Consider the following 16,206-nt stretch of genomic DNA (forward strand, 5'->3'; position numbering starts at 1 on the left):
CCGTCCGGATCATGGGTGGGACGTGGTGGTCGATGCCCGGCCGCCGTGAAACCGGTGAATCCCGAGGTAACCAACAGTGAGCATGATCTTGATGTCGGTCGGGGACACGTATTCCACCCTGGCGCAGATCGGTAACCCGACTCCCGAGGCGCCGCCGTTGTCGGACAAACTCATGCAGTTCGTCCGGTACGCGACCTGGTTCGCGCTGCTGTCCGGCATCATGAGCATCATCTACGCGGGCGGCCGCTTCGCCTGGGAGAAATGGTCCGGCGGGGCACTGCAGTCGCCGAAGATGGTGGCGGGCGCGATGATCGGCGGAGTCGTCGCGACCAGCGCGGGCACCATCATGAACGCGGTCGTCGGAAGCTGACTTCAGACCGGCCGGTATCCAGCCACGGGGCTGTCTCGCGCCGGCCGCTCAGCCCTCCCAAGTCCAGCGCGGCACCGCGCGGATCGGATGCAACTCCTCGTCGGTGCCCGCGTGCGAGTTCTGCTGCGCAACTTCCGCGCCGAACTCCACGTGCGAGCGCACCGCGTCGCGGAACGCCGCCGACTCCAGCAGTCCCGCCTCCTGGAACGCCTCCATGTACAGTTCGGCGAAGCGCTCGCGCTGCTCGTCGGTGATCTTCAGGTGGCGGTGCACCGCGATGAGGTAGTCGAACCCGAGTTCGCGGCTGAAGCGATCCGGGCCGCCGAACGACTCCGCGGTGAACCAGGTCAGGTGATCGACGTGGTGCGGGCGACGCTCGGGGAACAGCGACTTCAGCACCGGGTCGGCCAGCACCTTGTCGTAGAAGGCGGTCTCGACCCGGCGCAGCGCCTCCTCGCCTCCGACGTGTTCGTACATGCTCGTCATGGGTGACCTCCCGACTGGCTGCGATTGCTACCCATTGAAGGCCCGCGCGCCGCGGAATGCGCCCGGTTTCGCCGAGAGCGGACCCGAAATCCGTGTTTTCTCAGGGTGTTTCCCGATTCTCGCGCCCGCGTTCCTGCCGCACGATCGATGCGACCGGATCGAGACGAGGAGCTGAGATGACAGATCGGGCGAAGGACGAGGCGCTGATCCGCGAGGTGGTGGCGCGCGCCGCGCGGGCGTGGGACGCGGGTGACGCGACGGCCTACGCGGCCGAATTCACCGAGGACAGCGACTACGTCGCGTTCGACGGGACGCTGCTGCGCGGACGCGAGGCGAACCGCGCCCTGCACGCCGGGCTGTTCGACGGCGTGCTGTACGGCACGAGGATGGAGGGCTCGATCGAGTCGATCCGCTTCCTCACCGACGACGTCGCCGTCGTGCACCTCACCGGATCGGTGGCGTTCGCCTGGCAGCGCGAGGTGCCCAAGGGCCGTCGCTCCCGCAACACCTGGGTGCTGGTGCGCACCGCGGACGGCTGGCGCGTCGCCGCGTTCCACAACACCCGGGTGCGGCCGATGCCGGGGGAGGGGCCGGTGGTGCGGTTGTTCGGCGACTACGTGCGCTGGCGGACCGCGCGGGCGCGAGCGAACGGGTAGCGGAACAGCGTCCGCGGACGTCAGATCCGGGCGCCCTTGGCGCGATTGCAGGCGCGGCAGAGGATCTGCAAGTTGCTCGCGCTGGTGGCGCCGCCGCGGCTGAGCGGGATGACGTGGTCGAACTCGAGGTAATGCGCGCTGCCGCATTCCACGCACTTGCCGCCGTCGCGCTGCCAGACTTCGGCTTTCACTTCCTGCGGGATGCTGCGCGAGTCGCGCTGGCCCGGCGTGAGCACCAGGCGCTTCGCGACCCGCAGCGCGCCTTCCAGCGCGGCGGCGACGTAATCCGGGTCCGCCACCTCGAAGGTCGCGCCGCCGCGGGCCGAGGTCGCCGCGATCACCACGACGCCCGCCTCGACGTGCACCGAGACGACCCTGGACCACGGCATCTCCACGCCGGCGCCGGTGCCGACGAAACGCAGCTTCTTGTTGCTGGCGATCAGCCTGCCCTCGGTGAGCTTCGGTCCGCGGGCCAGCTGCCGCACGTGCGTGGCGACCAGGTCGAGGTGCACCTTCTCTTCCGAATCCAGGTGCAAGCCGGGCGTGCGAACCATCGGCAGATCGCCCTCGCGCAACCGGCACAGCGTGCGACCGCGGTGCATGCGCCTGCGCAGATCCTCGATGAGCGGTCCGGTCAGCGCCAGCTCGGCGATGGCGCGTTCGAAGATGTCGTACTCCGGCTGCTGGATCGCCCCGTCCGCGAACGCGAAGGTGACCAGCCGCTCGACGTAGCTGAGCCCGACCCCGCGCAACGCCGTGCGTCCGATGTTCTCGTCGATGCGCTGGTAGCGCAGCGACGCCCACAGCGCCTCCCACGGCTCGCCCTGCGGCCCCGAGCCGATCAGCACCCGCCAGGCCCTGGTGTGCCAGTGGGTGAGGAACTCCTCGATCTCGGCCTCGCAGTACTGGCAAGGTGCGGTTCCGCCGAACAGCTTGCGCCGCAGCGTATTCCCGCAGCGCGGGCAGGCGCGGGGACCCGGTGGCGCCGTGCGGTAGGTCGCCGAGGTCCATTCCGAGCCGTCCCACCAGCGCATGCGGGACGGGTCCTCGGGATCCGGATGCCAGTCGGCGCGTTCGGGATTCGGTGGCGGCGGCGGTGGGGCAGGTTGCCGCGATCGCCGAGTCAGATCGACGTGCTGATCGGCGCGCGAAGGTCTATCCCAAGGAGAGGGCTCCTGCGTCTGGGGGCCGCTCGGGTTCGTCGGTTCCCCGGCTCCGGTGGATTCATGACCGGTCCGCCTGGATGTCGCCGGCGGGTCGACGGGATGGCGTGGCGCGCCGGTCCCTTGCCTGGCGGCGGTTTCCGCGGCACCGACCTGCGCGGCGCGGTGCGACACGTCCCCCGGTATCTGCCGGGCGGGGTAGGGAGCGCCTGAAGGCAGGTGCCGTTCCGGTGCGGAGTCGGCGGTCCGCGTGCCGCGCGCGACGGTATCGTGCGCGCCGGGTCGCGTCGCCGTCCCGGGACGCCCGACGGAACCCGCGGTCCCACGCGCCGCGTCCAGAGCGTCACTGGCGTGCGGCCGGGCGAATGGGTCCGAGGGCCGTGCCGGGCGCCGGGGCGACTCGTCGACCGCGACGCCGAACTCGGTGACCAGCCCGGCCAGCCCGCTGCTCCACCCCTGACCGATCGCGCGGAACCGCCACCGGCCGTCGCGGCGGTAGAACTCGCCGAACATCATGGCGGCCACCGCGTCGGCGTCCTCGATGTCGAAGCGGGCGATCGGGCCGTCGGCGGCGAAGACGGTCACCGTCAAACCCGCTATGTCCCCGAATGTTCCGTGCTCGATGGAGCCGCTGACCACGATCCGGTCCACGTCGTTCTCGGTGCGCGGCAGCGAGACGCTCAGCCGCGCGGTCCCCGGCGCGGGTTCCTGATCCAGGGTCACCGCCTGCGAGATGTGCCGAGGCGCGTTGTAGAACACCAGATCCCGGTCCGTGCGCACCGCGCCCGACCCGTCCAGCAACAGCGCGTGCGCGTCGACGACATGCTCCGACCGCCATGAAACGACCACGGCTAGAAGGGATGTCGGTACCGGCGCGTGCGCGCCCTTGCTCAGTTTCATCGTGCTCGAATATTGCCACGACCCTCCGACACGCCGAATTCGCGAGGTCCGCGCGCGGGCGCGCCGAGGCGACACAGACCGGGCGGTCCGGGATTTACCGGCGTTCCGGCGCTCGGTCGGGCACAGTATTGCTATGAGTACCCCGAAGGGGTCGGGCCGCAAGAAACAGACCCCGAAGTCAACGGGACCGCGCGTCCCCGGCCCCGCGGAGATCCTGGCCGCCGCGCAGACGGCGGTCGAGGCGGCCCAATCGGCCGCTGGTCAGGCGCTGGAATCGGCGCAGCTCACCGCCGGACACGCCTTCGACGCCGCGGTCCGGCTGCCACCGGCCTCGGCCCAGCTGGCCGCGCAACTGCCCGATCTGATCGAGAACCTGACGATGGCCATCGACCGGCTGAACTCGACCATCGACCGGTTGGACCGGACACTCGCGCTGGCCGACCCGGCGTTCGCCGCCTACGACCGGTTGCTGCCGCGACTGGAGGCGATGATCGCCCTCGGTGAGGACGTGCTCGGCAGGCTCGCCAGATTGCCGGGCGTCGCCATGCTCGGCAAGGTGACCGGATTCGGCGGCAGGCGGCCCGGCGAGGAGGAACCGCCGCCCGAGCCGCCGAAGCGGCGTCGCTGACCGGCCTCAGCTGGCGGCGGCGCGATAGGTGGCCGCCGCCTTCAGCAGTACCTCCCGGTATTCCTCTTCCGGGTCGGAGTCCAGCACGATCGCCCCGCCCGCGCCGATGCGCCACTCGCCGCCGTGCCGCACGGCGGTGCGGATGACGATGTTCAGATCCGCGGTGCCGCCGAGCCCGAGGAAACCGATGGTGCCGGAATAGACGCCGCGCGCCTCGGTCTCCAGCTCGTCGATGATCTCCATGGTGCGCAGCTTCGGCGCGCCGGTCATGGAGCCGCCGGGGAAGCAGGCGCGCAGGCAGTCGATCACGTCGACATCCGGACGCAGCGTGCCGCGCACCGTCGAAACGAGTTGGTGCAGCGTCGTATACGTCTCGGTGGCCATCAGCTTCGGCACGTGCACGCTGCCGATCTGGCAGACGCGGCCGAGATCGTTGCGCAACAGGTCGACGATCATCAGGTTCTCGGCCCTGGTCTTCGGGCTGTCGGCGAGTTCGCGGCGCAGGCGCTCGTCCTCGGCGGGGTTCGCGCCGCGCGGTGCGGTGCCCTTGATCGGCTTGCTCTCCACCGTGCGCGCCCGGTCGATCTTGAGGAAGCGTTCCGGCGAGGAACAGGCGATCTCGAGGTCGTCGAAGCGCAGGAACGCCGCGTACGGTGCGGGGTTGCAGCGGCGCAACGTGCGGTAGAAGTCGAGGCCCTCGGTGTCGGCGGCGACGGTGAGGCTGTCGGTCAGGCAGATCTCGTAGGACTCGCCCGCGTGTAGCCGGTCCAGGCAGACGTCGATGTCGGCGAGGTAGCGCGCGCGGCCGCGGGTGAGCAGTCCCTCGACCGCCGCGATATTCGAATCCACTTCCAGCATGGGCGGATTCGACCAGGTGGGCAGGGCGGCGAGCGCTTCCGCGGTGTCGCGCAACCAGTCCGCGGCCGCGCGCGCGGTGTCGGAGCCCGGATCGGTGAGGGCGAGCAGATGGGTGCGTCCGGCGACGTGGTCGACCACCACGAGCCGATCGGCGAAGATCCACTGGGCGTCGGGTGTCGGTGCGCGGTGCGCCGCGTTCGCGCCGCAGTCGGCCTTCACCTCGTAACCGAGATAGCCGACGTACCCGCACGCGAAGTCGAACGGCAGATCGGGGATTCCGGCGGTGCGCCAGCGCAATTCGGCGGCCAGGTAGTCGAGCACGTCGCCAGCGACGGTGCGGCGGCCGCCGTCGGCGGTCTCCACGACCACCGCGCCGTCGCCCACCCGGTACCGGACCACCTCGGCCAGCGGCCCGCTGGCGTCGCCGAGGAAGGAGAACCGGTCGAGCCCTGGTTCGACGTGCTCGCTGTCCAGCCAGAACGCGGTTGGGGAATCCCGGTAGAGGCGAAGGAATGCGGCCTCGGTGTCGATGGCCCGCTCGACGATCTCGTGCCGCAGCTGCCAGGGTCGCTCGGGTTCGCCTGCGCGATAGGGGCTTTCGGTGGACTGGACGGGCTCCGGTGGCATCCGTCCCGTCTTGATCGAGCCGGGGCCGAGGTCGATCGCCGTTCTCTCGGTGGTGAAACCGGACGTGCGTGTGGAATCCTGCGCCTCGAAATCCGTGGCCGATCTGGTTCGCGCTGCGGCGTCGAGCACGGCCCCGCCGCGAGGCGGTCTGGAGCGCGCGAGCGGCATCGCGTTGCGCACGGTCGGCGGCGCTTCGGCGGGCGGGCGCCGGCGAGCCGCGCGAGGTTCGGCACGCTCGACGGTCGCGGTACCGCCGCGCGTGGCCCGCGCGCCTCCGGGACGCCGCCCTCCGGGGTGTTCGGCTCGTTCGTGGTGCGCCGCGGTGAGTTCGGCGAAATTGCGCAGCAGCGCCGCGCCGTACTCGCTGGCGATGGACTCGGGGTGGAACTGCACGCCCCACTGCGGTCTGTCGCGGTGCCGCACGCCCATGATCACGCCGTCGGGCGTGCTCGCGGTGATCTCCAGCTCGGCGGGCAGCGGCCGGATGGCGCACAGCGAGTGGTAGCGGACGGCGGTGAAGCCCTGCGGAAGTCCGGCGAACAGCTCCCGGTTGTCGTGGCCGACCTCGTCGAGATAGCCGTGCCGCGCGATGGGCGCGGGCGCGACGAGACCGCCCGCCGCGACGACGATGCCCTGGTGACCGAGGCACACGCCGAGCAGCGGGAGGTCGACGGTGGCGATGACGGCGGCGGAAATGCCCACATCACGGGCCACATCCGGGCGGCCGGGCCCGGGGGAGACGACGATGTTGTCGAAACGGTGCAGGCCGAGCCGGGCCGGGTCGTCCACCTCGTCGTTGCGCACGACCGTCGGCTCGACGCCGTTCACCTCGCTGATCAGCTGATACAGGTTGTAGGTGAACGAGTCGTAGTTGTCGATCAACAGCGTGTGCATGGTGTGCCAAACCCTACGCCTGGCAGGTTGGCAGGAACTGTTGTCACGTGCCTTCAGTTGCTGTGGACCGGTGGTGCAGAATGTGGGGCATGTCTGTTGCGCAACCGGTCGAAGTGGATCGCGACGTCGTCGATTTCGCGATCGTCGGGAAGTGGATGGAAGAACAGGGCCTGCCCGGCGGCGCGTTCGAGGAGGTGACTTCGCTCGGCGGCGGCACGCAGAACATCATGCTGCGATTCCGTCGCGGCGGCCGGGACTACGTGCTGCGGCGCGGACCGAAGCATCTGCGCGCCAAGAGCAACGACGTCATCCGCCGGGAGGCGCGGCTGCTCGGCGCGCTCAGCGGCGCGGGCGTGCGCGCGCCCGAGGTCATCGCCGCCTGCGCCGACGAGTCGGTCATCGGCGCGGTCTTCTATCTGATGGAGCCGATCGCCGGCTTCAACCCGCAGAACGAACTGCCCGAGTTGCACGCGAAAGACCCCGAGATCCGGCGGCAGATGGGACTGTCCGCGGTCGAGGCCATCGCCCGGCTCGGCGCGCTCGACTACCAGGCGCTCGGTCTGACCGACTACGGCAAACCCGAGGGCTTCCTGGAGCGCCAGGTGCCGCGCTGGCTCGGCGAGCTCGAATCGTATTCGGCCAACGAGGGTTATCCGGGGCCGGAGATTCCCGGCGTGCGGCAGGTTGGTGAGTGGCTGGATCGCAACCGGCCCGCCGAGTGGACGCCGGGCATCCTGCACGGCGACTGCCACCTGGCCAACATGATGTTCTCCTACGAGGGCCCCGAGGTGGCCGCGATGGTGGACTGGGAGATGTCCACCATCGGCGATCCGCTGCTCGACCTGGGCTGGCAGATCGCGACCCGGCCGGAGCCCGGCACCACCGGCGCGGCGCTGGTCGGCAAGCTGGGCGCCGTCGGCGGCCTGCCGACCCCGGAGGAGATGGTCGAGCACTACGGCCGGTTCTCCGATCGCGACCTGAGCCACGTCACCTGGTACACCGTGCTCGCCTGTTTCAAGCTGGGCATCGTGCTGGAGGGCACGCACGCGCGCGCCTTCGCGGGCAAGGCGCCCAAGCAGGTCGGCGACTTCCTGCACGCCATCACCCTGGAGTTGTTCGAGCGGGCGCACCGCCTGATGGAGTGACGGACCGGATCTCGACGAAACCTGGCCGTATATGGGTGGAAATCCATATACGGCCAGTTCTAGTTTCGACGCATGCCGATCGTTCCCGACGTGAAGAACTGGACCTGGGTGCTGGAGCGTGCCTGCCCCGAATGCGGATTCGACTCCGCCGCCACCACCTACGAGCAGGTGCCTGCGCTGGCCCGCGACAGCGCCGACCGGTTGCGCGCGGCGCTGGAACGTCCCGACGCCCGGCGGCGGCCGGACGAGTCGACCTGGTCGCCGCTGGAGTACGCGGCACATGTGCGCGATGTGTGCCGGATCTTCGCCTACCGTGCCGCCATTGCCGCGCGCACCGCCGCGGTCGATCCGCGCGTGCCCGCCTTCGACGCGCGCGGACTCACCCCGGAGGAGACTCCGGACGGTTTGCCGGTCTTCTCGAATTGGGATCAGGACGCGACCGCGATCGCCGACCGCTACGACGCGCAGGAGCCCGCCGCGGTCTCCGGTGAACTGGCGCTGGCGGCCGAGGCGGCGGCGCGCGCGTTCGAAGTGGTGCCCGCGGCGGACCGGGGTTTGCGGGTGCGTCGCGGCGACGGGTCGATCTTCACCGTGGAGTCGCTGGCGAAGTACTTCGTGCACGACCTCGTCCATCACGTGCACGACGTGCGCGGCTGAAAACGAGTTCCAATTCTAGAACGTGTTCGGGCATCGCGCCGCGCCGCACCGATGAATTTCGGGATCGGTACTAGAACGCGTTCCACTTTTCTCGTAGTGTGGGTGCAGTCACATTGAAGCACTGTGCACGCGAGAGGTCGACAGGAATGAAGACGAAGGGCGCGATCCTGTGGGGGATCGACGAGCCGTGGTCGGTGGAAGAGATCGAGATCGGTGACCCGGTCGCCGGCGAGGTGCAGATCCGGATGGAAACCGCCGGTATGTGCCACTCGGATCACCACATCGTCACCGGTGCGACACCGATGCCCGCCTTCCCCGTGATGGGCGGCCACGAAGGCGCGGGCGTGATCACCAAGCTCGGCCCGAACGTGCCGGGCGACCTTCAGGTCGGCGACCACGTCATCCTGTCCTTCATCCCCGCGTGCGGTCGCTGTCCGGCCTGCGTCTCGGGCAACATGGCCCTCTGCGACCTCGGCGCGGGTCTGCTGCTCGGCCAGGCGATCAGCGACGGCACCTACCGCATCCAGGCGCGCGGCCAGAACGTCATCCCGATGTGCCTGCTCGGCACCTTCGCGCCGTACATGACCGTGCACCACACCTCGGTGGTGAAGATCGACCCGACCATCCCGTTCGAGGTGGCCTGCCTGGTCGGCTGCGGCGTGCCGACCGGCTTCGGCTCCTCGACCCACGTGGCCAACGTGATGCCCGGTGAGACCGTGGTGATCGCGGGCATCGGCGGCGTCGGCATGAGCGCGCTGCAGGGCGCGGTGCTCTCCGGCGCGTCCAAGGTCGTCGCCATCGACCCCAACCCGTGGAAGCGGGAGCAGGCGCAGAAGTTCGGTGCCACCCACACCTACGCCAGCATGGCCGAGGCGATCATGCCGCTGATGGACGCCACCGAGGGGCGGATGGCCGAGAAGGTCATCCTCACCATGGGCGAAATGCACGGCGACTACATCGAAGAGGGCCTGATCCTCACCGCCAAGGCGGGCACCCTGGTGGTCACCTCCATGGGCCGCATGGACGCGGGCGAGGTCAAGATGAACAGCTTCCTGCTGTCCATGCTGCAGAAGACGGTGAAGGGCTGTATCTTCGGCGGCGGCAACGCCCGCCAGGACGCGCCGCGCCTCCTCTCGCTGTACAAGTCCGGCCAGCTCAACCTGGACGACATGGTGACCCGCAGCTACAAGCTGGAGGAGATCAACCAGGGCTACCAGGACATGTTGGACGGCAAGAACATTCGCGGCATCATCCGCTACACCGAGAACGACTGGTAGGCCGTCGGCCGACCCGCTCGGCGAGCCGGACCGCGACCTGGGCGACCAGATCGCGCGGGATCGGTTCGCCGAGCGGGACGGTTTTCGCCCGCCGGTATTCGCGCGGCGATCACACCTTGCAGCGCAGCAAAGCTTCGCGGAGGTTGCGGCTGCGCACGTCGTCGAGGACGGCCATGCCGAGGCGGTTCATGGTGTAGCCGAAGCCGAGACCGGTGCTCGGATCGGCGAATCCGAAGGAGCCGCCGAGGCCCGTCGTGCCGTAGGCGCGTTTGTCGGAGCCGAACCGGAACGAACCGCGGGACTTGCGGAAACCGAGGTGGTAGCGGCTCTTGGTGTGCAGCACCAGGTCTTCGGCGGGCACGTCGTCGGCGGTGTCGGCGGCGGCGAGCAGGTCGAGCAGGTCGTCGGCGATGGGTAGCGCGCCGGTGCGCGCCGCGGCCGCGCCGTAGACCTTGGCCAGCGATCGGGCGTTGCCGACGCCGCCGTGGCCGGGCGACTCGACCCCGAGGAATTCGCGGCGGGCGGCTCGCGCGGGCGCGCCGCAGCGCGGATTGGTCAGCGCCGCATGGGAATGTCCGCGTTCGAGGAAGACCTCGGCGCCGATGCGCAGCGGCAGATCGCGCTCGTAGCGCAGGATGTCCAGGCCCTTCGTTGCCGAGAGCACCGCGACGCGCTCGATCGGTTCGTCGGCGGGCAAGCCGATGAAGAAGTCCAGGCCGAGCGGCTTCGCGATGTCTTCGGCGAAAACGCGGCCGAGGGTGCGGCCCTGCGGATCGACGCGGCGCACCAGCTCGCCCTGGTAGAGGCCGAGGGTGATCGCGTGATAGCCGTGCCGGGTGCCGGGCTGCCACGCGGGCTTCTGCGCCGCGAGGATTTTCGCGAGGCCGTCCATGTCGGCGAGCTGAGGGAGTTTCACCACGGTGTCGAGTCCGGAAAGACCCGCCTGGTGATCGATCAGCTGGCGCACCGTGATCGCGCCCTTGCCCTGCGCGGCGAACTCCGGCCAGTAGTCGGCGACCGGCTTCTCGTAGTCCAGGACGCCCTTGGAGACCGCCGTCGCGACCACGAACGCCGCCATGCCCTTGGTCGAGGAGAAGACCGGCACGATGGTGTCCTGTTCCCACGGCTGGGTGCGGCGCCGGTCCCGGTATCCGGCCCACAGGTCGACGACGGGGCGATCGCCCGCGAAAACGGCTACGGCCGCGCCGATTTCGCCGTGCCGGGAGAAATTGCGGCGGAACGCGTCGGCGACCGGACCGAAGCCGGGGGCCACCTCGCCGTGGATCGTGGGTGCACTCATGGTGAGTCGATGGTACCGGCGGTACCGAGATCTTCCGGAGGGCTCCCATTCATCGGATCGATTTCCGGTGGCGGTACAACCGCGCCGCCGCGGTCTCGTAGGCTCGTTTGCGTGCGTTCACTCGAACAGATCCAGGACTGGCCGGTTCGGCACGCGGCGGCCGGTGTGGTCACCGGCGCGGGTGCGGTATCGCAGGGCGACGCCGAGCGCGTCTTCCCGCTGGCCTCGGTGACCAAGCCGCTGGTCGCCTACGCGGTGCTCGTCGCGGTGGAAGAGGGCGCGATCGAGCTCGACCAGCCCGCGGGCCCACCAGGAGCAACCGTCCGGCATCTGCTCGCGCACACTTCCGGGCTCGCCTTCGACACCACCGACGTGCTCGCCGAGCCGGGTGCGCGCCGCATCTATTCGAGTTCCGGCTTCGAGGTGCTCGCCGAATTCGTCGCGGACCAGACCGGAATCGCGTTCGACGAATACCTGCGGGACGCGGTTTTCGAACCGCTCGGCATGAAATCCTCGGCGCTCACCGGGTCCGCTGGACACGCGTGCAAGTCCTCGGTGGCGGACCTGCTGCTGTTCGCCGCCGAACTGCTGAACCCGCGGCTGATCTCGGTCGAGACCCACGCCGAGGCCACCACCGTGCAATTCCCCGGCGTGAACGGCATCCTGCCCGGATACGGTTCGAAGCGTCCCAACGACTGGGGACTCGGATTCGAAATCCGCGACGCCAAATCCCCGCACTGGACCGGCGGAGCGAACTCCCCGCGTACCTATGGGCATTTCGGCCAGTCCGGCACCTTCCTGTGGGTCGATCCGGAAATTGGAGTGGCGTGTGTCGCGTTGGCGGACGAGAATTTCGGCGACTGGGCACGGGAGGTGTGGCCGGTACTGAGTGACGCGGTGATCGCCGAAGCGAGACTCGCAAGCAACACAGTCGCGAAGTAACATACGTAACTTCGGGCACTCCAGTACACTCAGGCAACGCCAGCTGGGACGAGTCGTTGGGGAAGACGTCCCTCGTCGAAGCTGGAGGTATCGGTGGTGCGCGCATCGAGTCAGTTCGCGGACGCGACGGCGGGTGTGGTGTGGATCCACTCGTCGCCCGCCGCGCTGTGCCCACACGTCGAGTGGGCGCTCACCTCGGCCCTCGGTTCCCCCGCCAAACTGCGGTGGACCACCCAACCGGCCGACGGACAACTGCGCGCGACCAGCGACTGGATCGGCCCCGTAGGCACCGCCGCCCGTATTGCCCAGTCGTTGCGGTCTTGGCCGGTGCTCCGGTTCGAGGTCACCGAGGACCCGAGCGATGGGGTCGACGGGGAGCGGTACAGCTTCGTGCCCGCCTTGGGGTTGTGGCATGGGTCCACCAGTGCGAACGGGGATGTGACGCTGGGGGAGATGCGGTTGCGGGCGATGTTGCAGGCGGCGCGGGAGCTCGGGAAGTACTCCGCTTACGACCTGGCGTCCGAGATCGATCGTGCGTTGGGGACGGCGTGGGACGAGGACCTGGAGGTCTTTCGGTCCGGGGACGGTGGGGTTGGGGCCGAGGTGACTTGGTTGCGTCGGGACGTGGGGTAGGTCTTCGGTCCGCGCGAATTGGTTTTCGCTGCTTTTGCTTTCCGGTGTGGGGGTTTCGGTCGCGTGGGGGGTTGGGGGTTTCGGGGGCTTCTGGTCACGCTCGGCTTGCCAGGTGCGCTGGGGTGGCGTGCGGGTGACGTCCGGGGTGGGCATGGCGGTTGCGTCGGTGGAGCGGTTGCGTTGGGGTGGGCGGTTGCGTCGAGGTGGTTGCGTTGGAGTGGGTGTCGTCCGGGTGGGCGGAGCGGTTGCGTTTGGTCGACGTGGTTCCGGGGGTTTGGCCTGCTAGTCCATGCGCGGTTGTTTCAGGTTTGCCTCGAACGGTGCTGGGCGCGTTGGGAGCCGTACCCGGCTTACCTCCCGCAGTTGGTAGACGTGGGCTCGGCTTCCGGCGTGGTCATCTGGCTGTGGTTGCGTTCTGGTTGGGAGCGGGTGGGGTTGGGCGTCGGAGTGCGGTGGGTGAGGTTGTGGCACACGGAGTTAGCGCTCCTGGCCCGGCACTGGCGCTGTGATACGTACGCGGGGTGAGTGGTAAGGGGTGGTGCGCGTCGTGGGTGAGTGGGTGGCGGTCGCTGCGGTGGTGGTCCGTGTTGTGGGTGAGTGGAGGCGGGCGGCTGCGGCGGCTGCGCGTATCGCGGGTCAGTGGGTGGCGGTCGTTGCCGTGGCCCCGTCGTGGGTGATGGAGACGGGCCGCTGCGGGGGCGGCGCGTGTCGCGGGTCAGTGGGTGGCGGTTGTTGCGGGGGCGGCGTGCGTCGCGCGTGAATGGGAGGCGGTCGCTGCGGGGGCGGCGCGTGTCGCGGGTCAGTGGTTCGCGGTCGTTGCGGTGGCGGCATGCGTCGCGCGTGAATGGGAGGCGGTCGTTGCGGGGGCGGCGTGCGTCGCGCGTGAATGGGAGGCGGTCGCTGCGGGGGCGGCGTGCGTCGTGGGTGAGGGGAGGCGGTCGTTGCGGTGGTGGCCCGTGTCGCGGGTCAGTGGCTGGCGGTCGCTGCGGTGATGGTGGCGCGTGTCGCGGTGAGTGGGTGGCGGTCGCTGCCGGTGGCGGCGCGTGTCGTGGGTGAGTGGGTGGCGGTCGCTGCCGGTGGCGGCATGCGTCGCGGTGAGTGGGTGGCGGTCGCTGCCGGTGGCGGCGTGCGTCGTGGGTGAGGGAGGAGGTCGCTGCGCTGGCGGCGTGCGTCGTGTGGCAGTCGTTGCGGTGGTGGCCCCGTCGTGGGTTATGGAGACGGGCCGCTGCGATGGTGGCGCGCGTCACGGGTCAGTGGCTGGCGGTCGTTGCGGTGGTGGCCCGTGTCGTTGGTGATGGAGACGGCCGCTGCTGCCGCGGCGCGTGTCGCGGGTCAGTGGGTTGCGCTGGTGGCCCGTGTCGTCGGTAATGGAGACGGGCCGCTGCGATGGTGGCGCGTGTCACGGGTCAATGGCTGGCGATCGCTGCGGTGGTGGCATGCGTCGCGGTGAGTGGGAGGCGGTCGCTGCGGTGGCGGCGTGCGTCGTGGATGAGGGGAGGCGGTCGCTGTGGCGGTGGCATGCGTCGTGGGTGGCGGTCGTTGCGGTGGTGGCATGGTCGCGCGTGAATGGGAGGCGGCCGTTGCGGGGCGGCGCGTGTTGTGGGTGATTGGGGGCGGGCCGTTGTGGGGGCGGCGCGTGTCGTGGGGCAGTGGGGGCGGTCGCTGTGGCGGTGGCGTGCGTCGTGGGTGGCGGTCGCTGTGGCGGTGGCGTGCGTCGTGGGTGGCGGTCGCTGTGGCGGTGGCGTGCGTCGTGGGTCGCGGTCGTTGCGGTGGTGGCATACGTCACGCGTGAATGGGAGGCGGCCGTTGCGGGGCGGCGCGTGTCGTGGGTAAGTGGACGGCGGTAGCTGTGGCGGCGGCGCACACCGAGAGTGGGTGCCGAGGCCGAGAATCGACGGTAGTCAAATGGTTGCTATTTGATCTTCGAACGCCACCATATGACTACCGTCGAATCCATTTCTCTATCGACGGTAGTCAAATGGTGGTTGGGCCTTGACAGACCGATCAGCTCTTCACATTTGCGACTCCCTAGACGCAACCACAGCCAGATGACCACGCCGGAAGCCGAACCCAGCGCACCCAACTGCGGGAGGTAAGCCGGGTACGGCACACGACGCGCCCAGCACTGCTCCGAGGCGAACCTGGGTAGGCCCACCCTCATGGGCACCCTCAACATTGGGAGCCGTCAACCCAACGCATACCTCCGCGCAAAACCGAGCCCAATGCCCGACGGCAGGCTCACCTCTTGGGCACCTCCAACGTTGGGAACTGTCAACCCAACGCATACTTCCGCGCAAAACCGAGCCCAACCCAACGCATACCTCCGCGCAAAAACCGAGCCCAAAACCCGACGGCAGGTCCACCTCTTGGGCACCCCCGACATTGGGAACCGTCAACCCGCCCCATACTTCCGCGCAAAACCGAACTCGAGAACCCGACGGCAGGTCCACCTCAACCAAACCCCAGCGCTCGGAAACGTCCACCAACCGGACGCGCCAGGCAAAAGCTCTGACACGGCGAGCAACCCGGGTACACCAACCTGCTGATTCGGGCTACTTCCACCCGCGAAAGACCCCGCGAATCAGCCCTCTTCGGCGCGACGCGAACTCACCTGCTGATCCTGCTCCGGCAACCTTGTCGTCGACGCCATCCGCACCCACGGCCATGTCATCAATGCCCACACGACCAGCAGGATGACGGCCACGGTCCCCCAGTACCACGGCCAAGGTCCGAGCACGTCGAGCAGCGATGGCGTCGAAGGCTTTCGGTTGACGAATCCGTAGTTGGTGTCGGCGAGGGAGTTGAAGACGAAGGTGACCGCGACCCACACCACGGTGACCGCCACGGCGAACCAGTAGCTGCGCCAGGTCGGATGCATGCCGATGCCCCAGGTCAGGTAGATCGCGGCCCAGACCACGGCCAAGTGGATCGCCCAAAAGGCGAGGAACTCGTAGTGCGGGAACTCGGGGCTTTCCAGGGCCGGCGAGATGAGCGCTTGGGTGCTCAGGGTGAGGCACCAGTAGTAGGTCAGTGCGTACGCCCAGCGCTGGTGGGTCAACAGTGCGTAGCCTGCGACGATCGTCGCGAGATCGGTCAGGCGTAGCGGAACCGAGCGGCCGATGGTGGGTGGGAACAGCGTGGAGAGGTAGATCGCCAGATACATGCCCAACGTCACCGCACCGAACGTGCGGCTGAAACGGCGTGCGGCCGAAGGGGTTTGCGTTCGCCCGACTACGACGACCAGCACCGCGCCCACCGCGAACACGGCGAGCACGATCCAATGCGACAGCCCGTAAGCGGAGAACTCCCGCTGCGCCGTGGGTGCGTCCACCTGCTCAGTTTAGTTGTGGGAGCGGCGGAGATTTGGTTGCCGCGCGACCAAGGCGCGCGGCGCGGCGCGGAATGAAGCTCGACCGCTGGTACGACGGGTCACGCTGCTGAACCGGCCGTGTGCACATGGCGGCGGGTTGATTCGGCCGCGTCGGTCCATGTCCCTGGTGTCGATTCGGGTCGCGAGGTCGGTCCGTGTCCAGCTGGACGCGGGAGGTGATTCGGGCTGCGACATGCGTCCGCGTCCATCGGGTCGCGGGCGCGAATTCAAGCCGCTCACCTGACCGCAGGTTTCGATCCGGGCTGCGACATCGTCTTCGTCCATCGGGACGCGGGTTTG

Annotated in this window: 13 protein-coding genes; 8 read left to right on the plus strand and 5 right to left on the minus strand. The window is 69.1% G+C overall.

All coding sequences use genetic code 11. The annotated features are described in order from the left end of the window. Window positions 1-76 precede the first annotated feature (76 nt). Entirely contained in the window at window positions 77-370 is a 294-nt protein-coding gene (locus FB390_RS29230; protein ID WP_141812445.1) for a hypothetical protein, read from the plus strand. Between the two features lie 48 nt (window positions 371-418). Here the strand turns inward: FB390_RS29230 and FB390_RS29235 are convergent, their stop codons facing one another. Further along, the gene (locus FB390_RS29235; protein ID WP_141812446.1) at window positions 419-856 is read right to left on the minus strand and encodes a globin domain-containing protein; all 438 of its coding nucleotides are present in this window, start codon (window positions 854-856) and stop codon (window positions 419-421) included. Window positions 857-1,032: 176 nt separating this feature from the next. On the opposite strand from FB390_RS29235, the gene FB390_RS29240 reads away from it, so the two are divergent. Next, window positions 1,033-1,512, plus strand: a complete 480-nt coding sequence (locus FB390_RS29240; protein WP_185757322.1) for an SgcJ/EcaC family oxidoreductase — start codon at window positions 1,033-1,035, stop codon at window positions 1,510-1,512. A 20-nt stretch (window positions 1,513-1,532) separates the two neighbouring features. On the opposite strand, the gene FB390_RS29245 is transcribed toward FB390_RS29240, so the two are convergent. Beyond that, a complete protein-coding gene (locus FB390_RS29245; protein WP_141812448.1) occupies window positions 1,533-3,575 on the minus strand; it encodes a TerD family protein in 2,043 nt (680 codons plus the stop codon). Between the two features lie 133 nt (window positions 3,576-3,708). Between FB390_RS29245 and FB390_RS29250 the strand changes: the two genes are divergently transcribed. Then, window positions 3,709-4,203: a hypothetical protein gene (locus FB390_RS29250; RefSeq protein WP_141812449.1), complete on the plus strand. Its 495-nt coding sequence runs from the start codon at window positions 3,709-3,711 to the stop codon at window positions 4,201-4,203. 6 nt (window positions 4,204-4,209) lie between these two features. On the opposite strand, the gene pabB is transcribed toward FB390_RS29250, so the two are convergent. Further along, window positions 4,210-6,582: an aminodeoxychorismate synthase component I gene (gene pabB, locus FB390_RS29255; protein WP_141812450.1), complete on the minus strand. Its 2,373-nt coding sequence runs from the start codon at window positions 6,580-6,582 to the stop codon at window positions 4,210-4,212. A gap of 80 nt (window positions 6,583-6,662) precedes the next feature. Here pabB and FB390_RS29260 point away from each other — a divergent pair, with 80 nt between their 5' ends. The 3 genes from FB390_RS29260 to FB390_RS29270 all read left to right on the plus strand — a co-directional run bounded on the left by FB390_RS29260 (window position 6,663) and on the right by FB390_RS29270 (window position 9,661). After that, window positions 6,663-7,727, plus strand: coding sequence for a phosphotransferase family protein (locus FB390_RS29260; RefSeq protein ID WP_141812451.1), 1,065 nt, complete (start codon window positions 6,663-6,665; stop codon window positions 7,725-7,727). A 72-nt stretch (window positions 7,728-7,799) separates the two neighbouring features. Beyond that, window positions 7,800-8,384 (plus strand): DinB family protein, encoded by a 585-nt coding sequence (locus FB390_RS29265; RefSeq protein ID WP_141812452.1) that lies wholly within the window; start codon window positions 7,800-7,802, stop codon window positions 8,382-8,384. A 146-nt stretch (window positions 8,385-8,530) separates the two neighbouring features. Further along, window positions 8,531-9,661 carry an NDMA-dependent alcohol dehydrogenase gene (locus FB390_RS29270; protein WP_141812453.1) on the plus strand — a complete coding sequence of 377 codons (1,131 nt, stop codon included), beginning with the start codon at window positions 8,531-8,533 and terminating at the stop codon, window positions 9,659-9,661. A gap of 109 nt (window positions 9,662-9,770) precedes the next feature. On the opposite strand, the gene FB390_RS29275 is transcribed toward FB390_RS29270, so the two are convergent. After that, on the minus strand, window positions 9,771-10,961 hold the full coding sequence (locus FB390_RS29275; RefSeq protein ID WP_141812454.1) for a serine hydrolase domain-containing protein: 1,191 nt from the start codon (window positions 10,959-10,961) through the stop codon (window positions 9,771-9,773). 111 nt (window positions 10,962-11,072) lie between these two features. Here FB390_RS29275 and FB390_RS29280 point away from each other — a divergent pair, with 111 nt between their 5' ends. Next, window positions 11,073-11,903, plus strand: a complete 831-nt coding sequence (locus FB390_RS29280; protein ID WP_141812455.1) for a serine hydrolase domain-containing protein — start codon at window positions 11,073-11,075, stop codon at window positions 11,901-11,903. A gap of 96 nt (window positions 11,904-11,999) precedes the next feature. Beyond that, complete coding sequence (locus FB390_RS29285) at window positions 12,000-12,536, plus strand: DUF3145 domain-containing protein (protein WP_141812456.1); 537 nt, start codon at window positions 12,000-12,002, stop codon at window positions 12,534-12,536. A 2,581-nt stretch (window positions 12,537-15,117) separates the two neighbouring features. Here the strand turns inward: FB390_RS29285 and FB390_RS29295 are convergent. Beyond that, window positions 15,118-15,867: a YwaF family protein gene (locus tag FB390_RS29295; protein ID WP_141812457.1), complete on the minus strand. Its 750-nt coding sequence runs from the start codon at window positions 15,865-15,867 to the stop codon at window positions 15,118-15,120. Between the last annotated feature and the right edge of the window lie 339 nt (window positions 15,868-16,206).

The organism is Nocardia bhagyanarayanae, assembly GCF_006716565.1.
Lineage (GTDB): Bacteria > Actinomycetota > Actinomycetes > Mycobacteriales > Mycobacteriaceae > Nocardia > Nocardia bhagyanarayanae.